The 15,193-nt window shown below is 73.3% G+C and carries 17 protein-coding genes; 8 read left to right on the top strand and 9 right to left on the bottom strand.

Translation table 11 applies throughout. The features are described from left to right. Position 1: 1 nt before the first annotated feature. The 3 genes from OG514_RS03325 to OG514_RS03315 all read right to left on the bottom strand — a co-directional run bounded on the left by OG514_RS03325 (position 2) and on the right by OG514_RS03315 (position 2,476). Entirely contained in the window at positions 2 to 691 is a 690-nt protein-coding gene (locus OG514_RS03325) for a DUF2293 domain-containing protein (protein ID WP_266890649.1), read from the bottom strand. Between the two features lie 14 nt (positions 692 to 705). After that, complete coding sequence (locus OG514_RS03320) at positions 706 to 1,164, bottom strand: hypothetical protein (protein ID WP_266890647.1); 459 nt, start codon at positions 1,162 to 1,164, stop codon at positions 706 to 708. Between the two features lie 100 nt (positions 1,165 to 1,264). Next, the gene (locus OG514_RS03315; protein ID WP_266890645.1) at positions 1,265 to 2,476 is read right to left on the bottom strand and encodes a pyridoxal phosphate-dependent aminotransferase; all 1,212 of its coding nucleotides are present in this window, start codon (positions 2,474 to 2,476) and stop codon (positions 1,265 to 1,267) included. Between the two features lie 91 nt (positions 2,477 to 2,567). Here OG514_RS03315 and OG514_RS03310 point away from each other — a divergent pair, with 91 nt between their 5' ends. Continuing rightward, on the top strand, positions 2,568 to 3,209 hold the full coding sequence (locus OG514_RS03310) for a helix-turn-helix domain-containing protein (protein WP_266890643.1): 642 nt from the start codon (positions 2,568 to 2,570) through the stop codon (positions 3,207 to 3,209). Between the two features lie 66 nt (positions 3,210 to 3,275). On the opposite strand, the gene OG514_RS03305 is transcribed toward OG514_RS03310, so the two are convergent. Continuing rightward, positions 3,276 to 3,632 (bottom strand): MerR family transcriptional regulator, encoded by a 357-nt coding sequence (locus tag OG514_RS03305; RefSeq protein ID WP_266900734.1) that lies wholly within the window; start codon positions 3,630 to 3,632, stop codon positions 3,276 to 3,278. A gap of 26 nt (positions 3,633 to 3,658) precedes the next feature. Next, the gene (locus OG514_RS03300; RefSeq protein WP_266890641.1) at positions 3,659 to 4,411 is read right to left on the bottom strand and encodes an SDR family NAD(P)-dependent oxidoreductase; all 753 of its coding nucleotides are present in this window, start codon (positions 4,409 to 4,411) and stop codon (positions 3,659 to 3,661) included. 43 nt (positions 4,412 to 4,454) lie between these two features. Here OG514_RS03300 and OG514_RS03295 point away from each other — a divergent pair, with 43 nt between their 5' ends. Then, entirely contained in the window at positions 4,455 to 4,964 is a 510-nt protein-coding gene (locus OG514_RS03295) for a hypothetical protein (RefSeq protein ID WP_266890639.1), read from the top strand. A 5-nt stretch (positions 4,965 to 4,969) separates the two neighbouring features. After that, a complete protein-coding gene (locus OG514_RS03290; RefSeq protein WP_266900733.1) occupies positions 4,970 to 5,605 on the top strand; it encodes a uridine kinase in 636 nt (211 codons plus the stop codon). Positions 5,606 to 5,629: 24 nt separating this feature from the next. Here the strand turns inward: OG514_RS03290 and OG514_RS03285 are convergent, their stop codons facing one another. Continuing rightward, entirely contained in the window at positions 5,630 to 6,544 is a 915-nt protein-coding gene (locus OG514_RS03285; RefSeq protein WP_266890637.1) for a carbohydrate kinase family protein, read from the bottom strand. Continuing rightward, positions 6,541 to 7,485, bottom strand: a complete 945-nt coding sequence (locus OG514_RS03280; RefSeq protein ID WP_266890635.1) for a pseudouridine-5'-phosphate glycosidase — start codon at positions 7,483 to 7,485, stop codon at positions 6,541 to 6,543. Before OG514_RS03280 ends, OG514_RS03285 begins: the two co-directional genes overlap by 4 nt. A 296-nt stretch (positions 7,486 to 7,781) precedes the next feature. On the opposite strand from OG514_RS03280, the gene OG514_RS03275 reads away from it, so the two are divergent. The 4 genes from OG514_RS03275 to OG514_RS03260 all read left to right on the top strand — a co-directional run bounded on the left by OG514_RS03275 (position 7,782) and on the right by OG514_RS03260 (position 12,107). Continuing rightward, entirely contained in the window at positions 7,782 to 8,138 is a 357-nt protein-coding gene (locus tag OG514_RS03275; protein WP_266890633.1) for a cupin domain-containing protein, read from the top strand. Between the two features lie 313 nt (positions 8,139 to 8,451). Next, complete coding sequence (locus OG514_RS03270; RefSeq protein ID WP_266890632.1) at positions 8,452 to 9,792, top strand: discoidin domain-containing protein; 1,341 nt, start codon at positions 8,452 to 8,454, stop codon at positions 9,790 to 9,792. After that, a complete protein-coding gene (locus OG514_RS03265) occupies positions 9,792 to 11,108 on the top strand; it encodes an MFS transporter (RefSeq protein ID WP_266890631.1) in 1,317 nt (438 codons plus the stop codon). The genes OG514_RS03270 and OG514_RS03265 overlap by 1 nt, the downstream gene beginning before the upstream one ends. A 3-nt stretch (positions 11,109 to 11,111) precedes the next feature. Next, positions 11,112 to 12,107 (top strand): hypothetical protein, encoded by a 996-nt coding sequence (locus OG514_RS03260; protein ID WP_266890629.1) that lies wholly within the window; start codon positions 11,112 to 11,114, stop codon positions 12,105 to 12,107. A gap of 18 nt (positions 12,108 to 12,125) precedes the next feature. Here OG514_RS03260 and OG514_RS03255 read toward each other — a convergent pair whose 3' ends face one another. Together OG514_RS03255 and OG514_RS03250 are read right to left on the bottom strand one after the other, a co-directional pair. Further along, positions 12,126 to 13,385: an MFS transporter gene (locus OG514_RS03255; RefSeq protein WP_266900732.1), complete on the bottom strand. Its 1,260-nt coding sequence runs from the start codon at positions 13,383 to 13,385 to the stop codon at positions 12,126 to 12,128. Between the two features lie 69 nt (positions 13,386 to 13,454). Further along, positions 13,455 to 14,030 (bottom strand): methylated-DNA--[protein]-cysteine S-methyltransferase, encoded by a 576-nt coding sequence (locus OG514_RS03250; protein WP_266890627.1) that lies wholly within the window; start codon positions 14,028 to 14,030, stop codon positions 13,455 to 13,457. Between the two features lie 246 nt (positions 14,031 to 14,276). Here OG514_RS03250 and OG514_RS03245 point away from each other — a divergent pair, with 246 nt between their 5' ends. Next, entirely contained in the window at positions 14,277 to 15,176 is a 900-nt protein-coding gene (locus OG514_RS03245) for an MHYT domain-containing protein (RefSeq protein WP_266890625.1), read from the top strand. Positions 15,177 to 15,193: the final 17 nt, after the last annotated feature.

Below are 15,193 nucleotides of genomic sequence, written 5' to 3'. Positions count from 1 at the left end.
GTCAGCCGCGTCCCCGGCCGAGGGCGCTCTCGCCACCGCGATGCCAGGCCCGGAGCACCGCCTCGATGGCGGGAGCGACCCTCGTCCGGGCCTGGTGCCGAGGAACCCCCTGCATCAGCAAGGTGTCGTACGGCGTGTCGACATGGCGCACGGAGGCGCGCACGGCCGCCGTGACGGCGCCTCGGTCGAGCGAGCGGCCGGCCGCCGTGCGCCCCACCCGTCCACTGCCCTTCGCGGAGGCGTGGACGGCGATCTCCGTGGCCCGGTCCGCCGGGATGGACGGGAAGAGTCGCAGGACCTCCGCCCGGAGGACCTCGGTGATCTCCACGTCGAGGGCCGCGCGCCGTACAGCGTCCCTCGCCCGGCGCCTGGCCCGAGCCTCCGCGTCCGCCAGGCAGGACAGCTCCGCCTCGGCGAGTGCCTCCTCCTCGACGAGCAGGCCCTGACGCTCGTAGCGGGTGCGGCGCCTGTTGTGGCGTACGACCACGGCCCAGAGCGTGCTTCCCTCGCGGGCCCGGCGGGTGAGCGCCGTGTCGCCCCGGCGCAGGAAGACGAGATGCCCGAGGTCGGCGCAGTCCAGACAGACCGGGGCGTTGAACTCGACGATCATCCGTTCGAGGGGGCCCTGTCGGCACTCGGAGCAGCGGCGGCGCTTGAGCGGCTCGACGACCACGGGCGCGACGAGATCCATGTCCGCACCTCCGTTCAGCGCACGCCGGGCGCGGCGGCGGCGATGAACACGGCGAGCGCTTCCTTCGCCTCCGCCGAGCGGCGGGCGCGCTCGACCTCTCCCTCCGCATCGTGCATGCAGTGGGTCTGCTCGAACGCGGCCTCGGCCAGTCGTCGGACCTGCGGGTCGTCGCAGACCAACTGCACGCGGAAAAGGGCCTGGCGGGCGGCGGTGCGCTGACGGTAGGAGGCGTGGCGGGACTCCTCGGCCTCCTCCGACCCCGGCCCCTCGTGCGCTCGGAACCAGCGGTCGTTCTGGCTGTGCCGGTAGTCGACGACCGCGCCCGCGTAGGCGCTGTAGGTCGCGATCCGCTCCTGGCGGAGCTGTTCGGTCCGGGCCAGCGAGGCGGTGCGCTCGGTGGCCCGCCCCTGGAACCAGTGCGTCGCGATGACGCCCAACAGGGTTCCCGCCACCGCTATCAGCGCCACATCCATGACCGGCGCCCCCCCGTCCGTCGTCCTGTCCGTCGGCCCGAAGGATCTTCAGGCTCTCAGATCATGACAGTTGAGGGGGTGTCACGTCACGGTCGCCCGCTCACTGCCGGTAGCCGCTGAGGAAGCGGCCGATGCGGCTGATCGCGGCGTCGAGGTCGTCGGCGTACGGCAGGGTCAGGATGCGGAAGTGGTCCGGGCGGGGCCAGTTGAATCCGGTGCCCTGGACGACCTGGATCTTCTCCCGCAGGAGCAGGTCGAGGACGAACTTCTCGTCGTCGTGGATCCTGTGCACGGCGGGGTCGAGGCGCGGGAAGGCGTACAGCGCCCCCTTCGGCTTCACACAGGAGACGCCCGGGATCTCGTTGAGCTTCTCCCAGGCCCGGTCGCGCTGTTCGCGCAGCCGGCCTCCGGGGGCGGTCAGCTCGTGGATCGACTGCCGGCCGCCGAGCGCGGCCTGGATGGCGTACTGGGCGGGGGCGTTGGGGCAGAGCCGCATGGAGGCCAGCATGGTGAGGCCCTCCAGGTAGTTCCTGGCGTGCTGCTTCGGACCGCTGACGACCAGCCAGCCGGAGCGGAAACCCGCCACCCGGTACGTCTTGGAAAGCCCGCCGAAGGTGAGCACGACCACGTCGGGGGCGAGGGAGGCGGCCGGGTAGTGGACGGCCTCGTCGTAGACGATCTGGTCGTAGATCTCGTCGGCGAAGACCATCAGGTGGTGACGGCGGGCGAGATCGAGGATGCCCTCGACGATCTGCTTCGGATAGACCGCGCCGGTGGGGTTGTTGGGGTTGATGACGACGATGGCCTTGGTGCGGTCGGTGATCCTCGACGCCATGTCGTCGAGGTCCGGGTACCAGTCGGCGGACTCGTCGCACAGGTAGTGCACGGGCTTGCCGCCCGCGAGCGTGGTCACCGCCGTCCACAGCGGGTAGTCCGGGGAGGGTACGAGGACCTCGTCGCCGTCCTCCAGGAGGGCCTGGACGGCCATCGAGATCAGCTCGGACACACCGTTGCCGAGGAAGATGTCGTCGACGTCCACCTCCGGCACGCCCATGGACTGGTAGCGCTGGGCGACCGCGCGCCGGGCGGAGAGGATGCCGCGCGAGTCGGTGTAGCCATGGGCCTTGGGGAGCATCCGAATCATGTCCTGGACGATCTCCTCGGGCGCCTCGAAGCCGAAGAGCGCCGGATTGCCGGTGTTGAGGCGCAGGACGCTGTGGCCCGCCTCCTCCAGCGCGTTGGCGTGCTCGATGACCGGGCCCCGGATCTCGTAGCAGACCTCGCTCAGCTTGCTCGACTGCCGGAACTCCATGTCCGACCTCCCCAAGTCCCCGGAATCAGTGTTGCTTGGTTTTACCAAGTTCGAGCTTGGAAAGTCCAACAACATGTCTAGACTGCGTCGCATGCCACGTCAGCCACGCCGCCGCAGCTACGACCAGCACTGCGCCGCCGCGCGCGCCCTCGACCTCGTCGGCGACCGCTGGACCCTGCTCGTCGTCCGCGAACTCCTCGCCGGGCCGCGCCGCTACACCGACCTCCACGCCGACCTCCCGGGTGTCAGCACCGACATGCTCGCCGGCCGCCTCAAGGACATGGAGAGCGCCGAGCTGGTCACCCGCCGCCGACTGCCGCCTCCCGCCTCGGCGTTCGTGTACGAGCTCACCCCGCGTGGACGCGAGCTGCTGCCCGTGCTGCGCACACTTGCTGCCTGGGGGGCGTCCGACCTGGGCGAGCCGCGGCCCACCGACGCCGTCCGCGCGCACTGGTACGCGATCCCGCTCCTCGGGGCACTCGCCGAACTGGGCGAGGGGGTCGTCCAGGTGACCCTGGACGAGGGCGAGTTCCACGTACGGATCGGGGGCGACGGAGCCGTGTCGTACGGGGACGGGGTGTACGGCGCCGGTACGGCGGAGGTGGCGGACGTCCGGCTGAGGACCGACACGGCGACCTGCCGGGCCCTCGCGGGCGGGGAGTCGACGCTCGCCGAGGCGGTCCAGTCGGGGCGCGCGGTGCTGGAACGGCCCGTGCGGGCCGCCCAGTCGTAGCCGGACCCCGGAACCAGTCCATCCCGGCGCATCGGCCCATCCCGGCGCATCGGCTCATCCCGGGCGTCAGCCCCGGTCCGACACCACGCCCAGGCTTCGCGCCAGCCGGTCCCGGGCCTCGGTCTGCGCCGCGATCCGCGCGTCGAGCACGGCCAGCCGCTCGCGGGCGATCTCCAGGCCGCGGGCGGACGGCGGGGCCGAGGGCACGTCGCCGTCCAGGCAGGACCGGAACGCGGACACGTCGTCCAGGGTGAGGCCGGCGTCCAGGAGATACCGGATGTTCGACACCCGCGTCACGGCGTCCTCGCCGTACACCCGGTATCCGTTGGCCGCGCGCTCCGACGCGATCAGCCCCGCCGTCTCGTAGTGGCGCAGGGCGCGCGGCGACACCCCGGTCCGCCGGGCCAGTTCACCGATGCGCAAGGACGCCACCTCCTCGCTCAGTCGTATCACGCGACCAGCGCACCCCCGTCGACGGGCAGGACGGTGCCGGTCAGGAACGAGGCGTCGGGCGCCGCGAGCGAGGTGATCGCCCAGGCGACCTCCTCGGGACGGCCGATCCGGCCCAGCGGAACGTGCGCGAGCTGCCAGGCCCGCAAGGCCTTCAGCTGCTCGGGGGAGAGTCCCATGTGATTCGCGATCGGGGTCTCGATCGGGCCGGGGGCGACCGCCACCACCCGGACACCGTCGGGCGCGAGCTCCACCGCCCAGCAGCGGGTCAGTGTCTCCAGGGCGCTCTTGGTCGCCGGATAGACGGAGTTGGCCGGCCAGCCGCGCTGACCGATCGTCGTCGTCACGTTCACCACGACGCCACGCGACTCCCGGAGCGCGGGGAGGGCGGCCTGGGTGAGGAGGACCGGAGCGACGAGGTTGGTCTCCAGGAGCGGGTCGATCACGGAACGGTCGAGGGTGCCGAGCGGGCCGCCGAGGGAGATCCCGGCATTGTTGACGAGCACGTCCAGTCGGCCGTGGCCGGTCACGGCGGCGCGCACGATCTCCTCGGCCGCGCCGTCCGCCGTGATGTCCGCGACGAACGGGTGGATCCCGGGATGCCCTTCGGCGGTCTCCCGCAGTGGCTCCGCCCTGCGGCCGACGGCGAGGACCGTCGCCCCCTGCCGCGCGAAGGAGCGGGCGGCGGCCCGGCCGATGCCGGTGCCCGCACCGGTGACGACGACGACCCTGGTGGGTGTGGTGGTGTCCATGAATCCGATGGTCAAACAGTGACGCCAGTGACAAGGTCAAGCCGTGGTGTACGAACTGGCGCATGAACTGTGGCCGGCCCTGCCGTGGGAGACCCGCGAACGTGTGGACGGCCTCGTGATCCGGCGGCGCCGGTTGCCGGCGGTCCGCGAGATCTGGGAGGCAGGCGTTCTCCCCCGGCCTGACCTGAACGACTGCGTCGCTCTCGTCGCGGTGCGGGAGGAGATCCTGGCCGACCGTCTCGTGTCGCTGCCGCGCCAGGACGTGGACGCGCTCTCCAGGCAGGCATCGGCGCTGCCCCGTCCGCCCGTCGCCCTGGAACTGGAGTGGGACGGGGACACCTGGGGCTGGATCCTGCTGCTCGGCGCCGTCCTCCCCGGCCCGGCGGAACGGCCGCACCCGCTGGCCCAGTGGCAGGAGGTCGACTGGGCGGAACCCCTCGCCACCGCACGGGCCCTGGCGGACCGGTTCGGGGTGCCCCTGTGCGGCCCCGGCGACGACGGGCCGCCGGACATGCGGGCAGGATGGTCGGGAGACGGGGGTCGAGTGGGATGAGCGGGATGCGATACGAGGCGATCACCTGGGAACGGCTGGCGGAGGCGCTCGCCCGGCGGCTCGACGGGTCCGCTTCGGCCGATGGGAGCGGCTGGCTCAAGGTCGCCGTCGACGGGCCGCCCGCCGCGCCCGGCGGCGAGTTCGCCGAACTGCTTGCCGAGGCACTGCGGACACGCGGGCGCTCCGTCCTCGTCGCGGGGACCGGCGGCTTCCTGCGGCCCGCGTCGCTGCGGTACGAGTACGGGAAGCAGGACCCGGACTCGTACTACAGCGGGTGGACCGACACCGGGGCGCTGTGGCGGGAGGTCTTCGGACCGCTGGAGCCCGGTGGCACCGGGCGCGTGCTGCCCGACCTGTGGGACCCGGTGACGGACCGTGCGACCCGTAGCCCTTACGTGACGCTGCCGCCCGGCGCGGTGCTCGTGCTGCACGGGCCCTTCCTGCTCGGCCACTGGTTCCCCTTCGACCTCACCGTGCACCTGCGGCTCTCGGCCGCCGCCCTCGCCCGGCGCACCGAGGAGGTCTGGACGCTCCCCGCGTTCGTCCGGTACGAGACGGAGGTCGACCCCGGCGGGACCGCCGACGTCGTCGTACGCGCCGACGACCCGCGCCACCCGGCCTGGACGGGGGACCTCCCCTAGGGGAGGGCTCGCGGCCCGCCCCCGTCAGTCGCCCGTCAGCCCCTCCGGAGGTCTGCCGCCCACCACGGTGACCGCCTCCGCGCCCGCCCGGCAGCCCGCCTCGGCGGCCTTCGCCGGGTCCGCGCCCGCGAGCCGGGCCGCCAGGAAGGCGCCGGTGAACGCGTCGCCCGCGCCGGTCGAGTCCACCGGCCGCACCGGAGGCGCCGCCACCCGCGCGGTGACCGCGCCGTCCTCGGCGACCAGGGCGCCCGCCGCCCCGAGGGTGACCACGACCAGCGGGAAGCGGCGGCTCAACTCGGCCGCCGCCACCTCCGGTTCGGCGCGCCCGGTGAGCGACCGGGCCTCGTCGGCGTTGGGCAGCAGAACCTCGGCGCCGTCCGTCGCCGCCAGGAACCTGTCCACTCCCAGCTCCGCCAGGAACCCCGCCGAGGCCGGGTCCACGCTCACCGGGACCCCCGCCTCCCGTGCGTCCCGCAGCGCCAGCCGGGCCGTCTCGCGGCTCGGCGCGGCGAAGAACAGATACCCGGAGAGATGCAGCCGGGCCACGCCGTCGAGCAGGCCGGCCGACCAGTCGCCGGGGGAGAGGCGCAGGGCGGCGCCGCTGTCGGTCAGGAAGGTGCGCTCCGCCGAGGAGTCCACGAGTGCGATCACGGTGGCCGTCGCCGCCTCCGCGTCCGGGACGAGCAACGGGCGCACGCCCGCGCGCCGCAGCGCCCGCTCGTGCCAGTCGGCCGCGTCCGTACCCACCCGGCCGAGGAGCCGCACCTCGTCGCAGCCGGAACGCGCCGCCCAGCAGGCCGCGTTGGCCCCGGCGCCGCCCGGGAGGGTCCGGATCTCCGCCGCCGTGTCCGTGGCGGGGGCCAGCGGGGTCCGGTGCCGGGCGACGACATCCGTGACCACGTCGCCGACGACGAGCAGCGCACCCGCCGCCCGGCTCACCGGCCGCCCGCTCCGGACGTCTCCGCTCCGGACCTCCCCGCGCCGTACGCCCCCGCGATCCTCGCCGCGAGCCGCACATTGCCCCGTACCGCCGCCAGGTTGGCCTCCAGGGACGCCCCTTCCGTGTGCACCGTCAGATATTCGAGCAGGAAGGGCGTCACCGCCTGCCCCGAAATCCCCTTCTCCTTCGCCGCCGCCAGACCACCCGCGAGGACCCGGTCGTGCAGTGCGGGATCCAACTGCTGCGCCGACGGCACCGGGTTGGCCACGATCAGCGCGGCCCGTGGCCCGCCGAGCCGGTCCTGCGCCCGTATCACCCCGGCCACCTCCTCCGGGGTCCGCAGCGTCCAGTCGACGGGCTCGCCCGAGGAGGCGAGGTAGAAGCCGGGGAAGTGCTCCGTGCCGTACCCCACGACCGTCACCCCCAGCGTCTCCAGGCGCTGAAGAGTCGCGGGCACGTCGAGGATCGACTTGACCCCTGCGCACACGACGGTGATCCCGACCCGGGCGAGCAGTCGCAGGTCGGCGGACTCGTCCTGCGTCTCGGTCCAGGCGCGGTGCACGCCGCCGAGGCCGCCGGTCGCGAATACCCGTATGCCGGCCGCGTCCGCGAGCCAGGCCGTCGCCGAGACCGTCGTCGCCCCGGTCGCCCCGGTCGCCAGGGCGGGAGCCAGGTCGCGGTGCCCCAGCTTCCGCACGGCCGGGTCCTCGGCGATCCGGGTCAGGGCCGCCCGGTCGAGGCCGACCCTGGCCGTGCCGTCGACCACGGCGATCGTGGCGGGGACGGCGCCGCCGGCCCGGACCAGCTCCTCCAGCTCCAGGGCCACGGCCAGGTTGCGCGGGCGCGGCAGACCGTGGGCGATGATCGTCGACTCCAGCGCGACGACGGGACGCCCCTCGTGGAGCGCTTCGCGTACCTCTTCGGACACCTGTGTGGACATGTCCCATTCCTGGCGCGACCACGTGCCCCGCAAACCTCGTTGGCGAGCTCCAGCCACACGGTGGGGGGCTCCTGCGGAATCCGTGGAAGGCGCCTTCGGAATCCGTCACGGGGTGCCCGGCGCGGTCGTCCGCGCCCGGCGCGCCACCCGTCCGGCGCTGTGTCGATGGGGTCGTGCGGATTTCGTCGTCGCGCCGGGATCCGGGCATCGCGCCTGGTGGGAGGCGAAGCGGAGGGGTTCCGTCCAGCCGGTCCCGGCCTCGGGGCGGCCCCGGACCCCCGCTACAGTCACCGCCCATGACGACACATGACCAGCCCTCCTTCGCCGTGCACATCCCCGACGCGGAGCTTGAGGCGGAGCCTCTCGACCCCGCCCAGATCGTCTCCGGCACGCCCGAGGTGACGGGCAAGGTGCTGTGGGAGTCTGCCGACGGCAAGCAGCTGCGCGGCATCTGGCAGATCACGCCCGGCGTCGTCACCGACACCGAGGCCAACGAGCTGTTCGTGGTGGTCTCCGGCCGGGCGACCGTCGCCGTCGAGGGCGGGGCCACCCTGGAGATCGGGCCCGGCGACGCCTGCGTGCTGCGCGAGGGCGACAAGACGACCTGGACCGTGCACGAGACCCTGCGCAAGGCGTACCACATCAGCCTCTGAAGTCCCTGAAGCCCCCTGAAGTCGCAGGGGACGGCCATGAGTTGAGGGTCTGGTAGGAAACCTTCCTATCGGCTAGCATCCCGGCAGCGGCTTGGCGCGGCGCCCCACCCCAAGGGGCGTGACGCGCTCAGTGAGAGCTCTGACCCGGCCGCCGAGCACCACCCCGCCGTGTGGCGCCCCGAATCGCCACCCGGCCGGTCGCCCGTGTCCGTACCCACGGCACGGGCGCCCCGGCCCGCGCCGCGCGGCCGGTCCGTGGTGCGCCGCACCGGTGTCCAGCTCTCGCCGACCCCCCAGGCCAGGGAGCCCAGGTATGCGCCTGAACGCCTCCGCCCCACCACGCCGCACCACCACCCCTCTCCCCTTCGTCCTCGCCGCCGTGCTGCTGCTCGTCGGCGGGCTCCTCCTCGCCCTTCCGGACCGGGCCGGCGCCGCCGCCGACGTCCTGATCTCGCAGGGCCGACCGGCCACGTCCTCCTCCGTCGAGGACGATACCTTCGGCCCGGAGAAGGCCTTCGACGGCGTCTCCACCACCCGCTGGGCAAGCGCCGAAGGCGTCGACCCCCAGTGGATCCGCGTCGACCTCGGCCCCTCGGCCACCGTCTCCCGCGTCAAGCTCGTCTGGGAGGCCGCCTACGCCAAGGCCTACCGCGTCGAGATCTCCACCGACGGCACCACCTGGACCCGCCTCGCCAACGAGACCGCGGGGAACGGCGCCACGGACGACTGGACCGGACTCACCGGCCAGGGCCGCTACCTCCGCGTGTACGGGACCGCCCGCGGCACCTCGTACGGCTACTCGCTCTTCTCGGTGGAGGTCTACGGCACCACCGGCACCACGGAGCCGCCCACCGGCTCCTTCACCGTCGTCGCGGCCGGTGACATCGCCGCCCAGTGCACGGCCTCCAGCAGCTCCTGCGCCCACCCCAAGACGGCCGCACTGGCCCAGCGGATCGCGCCGTCCTTCTATCTGACGATGGGCGACAACCAGTACGACGACGCCCTGCTCTCCGACTTCAAGAACTACTACGACAAGTCCTGGGGCGCCTTCAAGGCCAAGACCCGCCCCGTGCCCGGCAACCACGAGACCTACGACCCGGCCGGCCCGCTCGCCGGATACAAGTCGTACTTCGGCTCGATCGCCTACCCGCAGGGCAAGTCCTACTACAGCTACGACCAGGGCAACTGGCACTTCGTCGCCCTCGACTCCAACTCCTTCGACGACGCCGCACAGATCCAGTGGCTCAAGGACGACCTCGCGCGGAACACCAAGGGCTGCGTCGCCGCCTACTTCCACCACCCGCTGTACTCCTCCGGCGGCCACGGCAACGACCCCGTCTCCAAGCCGGTCTGGCAGATCCTCTACAACGCCAAGGCCGACCTGGTGCTCAACGGACACGACCACCACTACGAGCGCTTCGCCCCGCAGGACCCCAACGGGCGCGCCACCGCCGACGGCATCGTCGAGATCGTGGGCGGCATGGGCGGCGCCGAGCCCTACGACATCGAGACGGTCCAGCCGAACAGCCAGAAGCGGATCAGCGGTCCGTACGGCGTCCTGAAGCTGGACCTCACCGACACCACCTACACCTGGCAGTACGTCGGCACCGACAACCAGGTGAAGGACTCCGGCCCGACCTACACCTGCCACTGATGTACCTCGCGACCACCGGTCGCCGCGACGCGCCGCCCGCCCCCTCGGGGGTCCGGCGGCGCGTCCCCGGCACCGTCCTCGCCCTCGGCGCGGTCAGCCTGGTCACCGACGTCTCCTCGGAGATGGTGACCGCAGTCCTGCCGCTCTACCTGGTCCTCGGACTCGGCCTCTCCCCGCTCCAGTTCGGGCTGCTCGACGGCCTCTCGACCGGAGCCACCGCGCTCGTACGGCTCCTCGGCGGCGCCACCGCCGACCGCGGCGGCCGCCACAAACAGGTCGGCGGACTCGGCTACGCCCTCTCCGCCTGCTCCCGGCTCGGCCTCCTCCTCGCGGGCGGCGCGACCGGCTGGATCGCGACAGCCCTCGCCGCCGACCGGCTGGGCAAGGGCGTCCGCACCGCACCGCGCGACGCCCTCATCACGCTGCACAGCCCGCCCGAGGACCTGGGCCGCGCCTTCGGCACCCACCGCGCCATGGACACCACCGGCGCCCTCCTCGGCCCCCTGGCCGCCTTCGCGCTGCTGTGGGCGACGGCCGACGCGTACGATGCCGTCTTCGCCGTCAGTTTCTGCGTCGGGGCCTTCGGCGTCCTGCTGTGGGTGCTCCTCGTCCCCGGGCGGGCACGGGAGGACGGGAAGACACGCACCGCCCCGGCGGTGCCACGCGCGCGTGGCGGGCTCCTCGCCGGACTGCGCTCGCCCGCGTACCGGCGGATCGTGCTCTGCGCCGGACTCCTCGGCGCCGCCACCGTCGGCGACTCCTTCCTGTACCTGCTGCTCCAGCGGCGGCTCGCGTTCGACCCGACCTGGTTCCCGTTCCTGCCGCTCGGCGCGGCCGCCGTCTATCTGCTGCTCGCCGTCCCCGTCGGACGCCTCGCCGACCGGACCGGGCGGCGAGGACCCCTCCTGTACGGGCACGGGGCCCTGCTCCTCGCCTACGGACTGCTCCTGGCCCCGCTGCCCGACCCGGTGGTCCTCCTCGGCGTCCTCCTCCTGCTCGGTGTCTTCTACGCCGCCACCGACGGCGTCCTGATGGCCCTGGCAGGCCCCTTCCTGACCGAGGGCCGGCAGGCGAGCGGCCTCGCGGTCGTCCAGACCGCGCAGGCCCTCGCCCGGCTCGGAGCCGCCGTCGCGTTCGGCGCCGTCTGGACCGCGAGCGGGCCGGAGACCGCGCTCGTCGGGGCGCTGCTCGCCCTCACGGCCGCCCTCTGCTTCTCCGCACGCCTGCTGCCCGCCACCCCCTCGACGCAGGGCGCTCCGAAGCCCTCCGAGAGCGTCGTTCCCGAGACCCCCGAGACCTCCGAGAGGACCGACTGACCCATGCCCGCCCTGAACGGCGCCCGTCCGTCCACCCGTACGCGCGTGTGGATCCTCGTACTCGCGCTGCTCCTGCTCGGCGGCGGCGCCACCGCCTACACGCTGCGGGCGGCCTCGGGCCGCGAGGCCGCGGCCACCGGGACCGCCGACCCCGGCTTCACCCTCGACGGCGGAGCCGACGCGCTCTTCGCCCGGGACACCGCCAGCGGCCGCGTCGCGCGCGTGGATCCCTCCGCGCCGGGCGGCCGGGTGGTGGGCGGCCCCTCCTGCGACCGCTTCCACGCCGCCGGCCCCACCGCCCTCTGCCTCCAGCGCAGGCCGGGCGTCCCGGCCCGCTCGTACGTCCTCGTGCTCGACCGGCGGCTGCGCGAGGTGCGCAGGATCGGCCTGCCGGGCATCCCCAGCCGGGCCCGGGTCTCGGCCTCGGGGAAGATGCTCGCCTGGACGATGTTCGCGACCGGTGACTCCTACGCGCGCTCGGCCTTCTCCACCCGCACCTCGATCCTCGATCTGCGCACCGGTTATCTGGTGAAGAACATCGAGCAGATCCCGCTCACCCTCGGCGGCCGCCGCTACCACGCCCCCGACGTCAACTACTGGGGCGTCAGCTTCGCCGCCGACGACAACCGCTTCTACGCCACCGTCTCCACCGACGGCCGCACCCATCTCGTCGAGGGCGACATGCGGAACTGGTCGGCCAAGGCCCTGCGGGAAAACGTCGAATGCCCGTCGCTCTCCCCGGACGGCACTCGGCTCGCCTTCAAGAAACGGGTCTCCGACGGCCCCAGCGAGCCCTGGCGGCTGTACGTGTACGAGCTGAGCACCGGGCGCGAACACGCGGTCGCCGAGCGGCGCGGCATCGACGACCAGGCCCTGTGGACGGACGGGAAGACCCTCGCGTACGGATACGGGGGAGCGGTCTGGTCGGTACCGGCCGACGGCACGGGCAGCCCACGCCGACTGGCGCAGGGAACCTCCTCCCCGGCGGTGCCGCACTGACCGGCACACCGAGGGACATCACGCCTTCCGGAGCGAGCCTCGGATCGCGAGCGCCGCCATCGGCAGGAGCAGGCAGGCGGCGATCGCGTTCAAGGGGCCGTAGCCCGCCTGCGCCACGATCAGACCCGCCCCGAGGCCGCCGAGACCGGCGGCGGTGTTCATGACGAAGTCGGAGAGCCCCTGGACGGCCGCCCGCGCGGCCTGCGGCACCGAGTCCGTGAGCAGCGCCGAGCCGGACACCAGACCCGCCGACCAGCCGAGGCCGAGGACGAAGAGACCGAGGGCGGTCCGGCCGTGGCTCGGCCCCGCCGTGCCCGCGACGAGCGCCGCCACGCCGATCAGCCCGACCGCGAGCCCGATCACCGACAGCCTTCCCAGCCGGTCGGACAGCCAGCCCATCACGGGGGAGAAGGCGTACATGCCGGCGATGTGCCCGCTGATCACGAGCCCGATCAGCTGGATGTCCGCACCGTGGTGGGTGAGCGCCACCGGGGTCATCGACATGATCGACACCATCGCGGTGTGCGAGCCGGCGACGGTGACCAGGGCGAGGCGGGCCTTCGGAGACTCCCGTACGGCACGCATCCCGGCCCGCAGCGAGCGCTCCTCCGCCGCCTCGCCCGTACCGGTGTCGGTCAGCGCGCGGGCGGTGAGAAGCGGGTCGGGACGCAGCAGCAGGGCCACCACGGCCGCCGCGATCACGAAGACTCCGGCGGCCCAGACGAAGGGGCCCGCCGTGGCCGGAATCCCCAGGCCCGCGACGCTCTTCCCGGCCGGCGCGGCGATGTTCGGGCCGAGCACGGCGCCGATCGTGGTCGCCCACACCACCGTGGAGATGGCCCGCGCCCTGCGGTCCGGCTCGGCGAGGTCGGCGGCGGCGAAGCGGGCCGCCAGATTGGCCGAGGACCCGGCGCCGAAGCCGACGAGTCCGACGAGCAGCAGCGGGAAGCTGTCGGCGACCGCCCCGAGCACCGCGACCCCGGCGCCGACCGCGCCGATGAGGTACGCGAGGACGAGTCCGGCCCGGCGCCCCCGCGAGGCCATCAGGGCGGCCAGCGGCATGGCGAGCAGCGCGGGACCGGCCACGGTCGCCGTCGAGGCGAGACCGGACAGGGCCTCGGAGCCGCTGACGTCCCTGGCCAGGACGGCGGCGAGCGCGACGCCGGTGGCGATACCGAGGCCGCCGAGGATCTGGGTGGCGATGAGCACGGCCTGAACGCGGCGGCGCAGCGCCGGAAGCTCGGCGTCGGTGACGGGGGCGGGTATGTGCTCGGGCAGGGTGGCGTCAGGGGCGCCGGGGGTGCGGGTCACTTACGTGAGTGTGCCAGCCGTCTCACCTGATGGGAATCAGAACAGCGGCGCGGGCAGCACGCCCTCAAGGGCCAACAGCTGCCGCTTGGTCTCCAGACCGCCCCCGAAACCGCCGAGACCGCCGTCGCTCTCCACCACACGGTGGCACGGCACCACCACCGGCAGCGGATTGGAACCCATCGCCGCCCCGACCGCCTGCGCCGCCCCCGGCTGCCCCACGCGCCTGGCCAGCTCCCCGTACCCGACGACCGTGCCGTACGGCACACCGCTCGCCAGCTCGCGCAGCACCTGCCGGTTGAAGCCGGCCGTCAGGCTCCAGTCCAGAGGAAGGTCGACATCGCCCGGCTCGCCCGCGAAGTACCGGTCGAGCCGGCGTATCGCGCCCGCGAGGAGCCCCGAGGCACGCTCCACCGGCTCCGCGCCGAGCTGCGCCGCCAGCCGGTCGAGCATCCGCTCCCGCCGCGCCGCGTCGGCATGGAACTCGACCCGCACGAGCCCCCGCTCGGTCGCGGCGAGAAAGAGTGGCCCGATGCCGCTCTCCATGACCGTCCACTCGACCGGGACGGCCCGCCCGCCGTCCGTCGCCCCCGTCGGTCCCGCTTCGATGTCCATGCCGCCCACGGTACGACCCGCCACCGACAGCGAGCCCGGAAACGGCTTCCCGCCTGCCCGGTCACCGAAGGCACCGGAACGGCGGCCAAGATCACGGACCGGTCTCGCTCCGGTCTCACGAGCGGAAATTCCCCGGTCACGTGGTCGCGAGGCCCGCGGCGCGCCATAATCTCGCCCCGGTAGTACTACCCAGCGGTACCGACTGTTTTCGGACGACGTGGCACCAGGGCTGGAGGACACACGCTCATGCAGGGCACGGTCGACGGATTCAGCTACGGGCTCGTCACTCCGGTGGCGGCCTTTCTCATGGCGTGCCTGGGCGGCGCCCTCGGCCTGCGCTGCACCACGAGATCGCTCCGCCACCGCGACAGCTTCAAGGCGGGCTGGCTCGCCCTCGGCGCCACCTCGATAGGCACCGGCATCTGGACCATGCACTTCATCGCGATGATGGGCTTCTCGGTCCGGCAGGCGCCCATCAACTACGACCTCCCCATCACCTTCGCCAGCCTGGGCGTCGCCGTCCTCATGGTCGGCATCGGCATCTTCATCGTGGGATACCGGGGGGCGACCGCCCTCACCCTGGTCACCGGCGGCACCATCACCGGCCTCGGCGTGGCGACCATGCACTACCTGGGCATGGCCGGGATGCGCCTCCAGGGACGCATCGAGTACGACACGCTCACCGTCGCGCTGTCCGTGGTCATCGCCGTCGTGGCCGCCACGACGGCCCTCTGGGCGGCCGTCTCCGTACATGGATTTCTGGCCAGCCTCGGTGCGAGCCTGGTGATGGGCGTCGCCGTCAGTGGTATGCACTACACCGCCATGTCGGCGGTCAGCGTCCATCTGCACGGCACCGAACCCGTCGCCGGCACCGGCGACACCGCCACCTCGCTGCTCCTGCCGATGCTGATCGGCCCGGCGGTCTTCCTGATCCTCGCCGCCGTCGTCGTCATGTTCGACCCGCTCCTCGTGATGGGTGACCCGGACTGGAAGGGGCCCGCCGCCCGTACCCCGCACCGCCCCGGCGTGCCCGCCCCGCGCCACGTACCGTCCTACGGAGAGCCCGCCAACTGGACGGCCCGGCCCGCCGGACGCGGGGCCCGCAGAGGCGTCCCCAGGGGCGGCCACCGCTCCCAGGACTGGTGACCGCGGGCGGCCGGTGA

The organism is Streptomyces sp. NBC_00572, assembly GCF_026341815.1.
In the GTDB taxonomy this organism is placed as follows: domain Bacteria; phylum Actinomycetota; class Actinomycetes; order Streptomycetales; family Streptomycetaceae; genus Streptomyces.
Note: the sequence above shows the minus strand (reverse complement) of the source record. Positions and strands in the feature narration are given on the sequence as shown.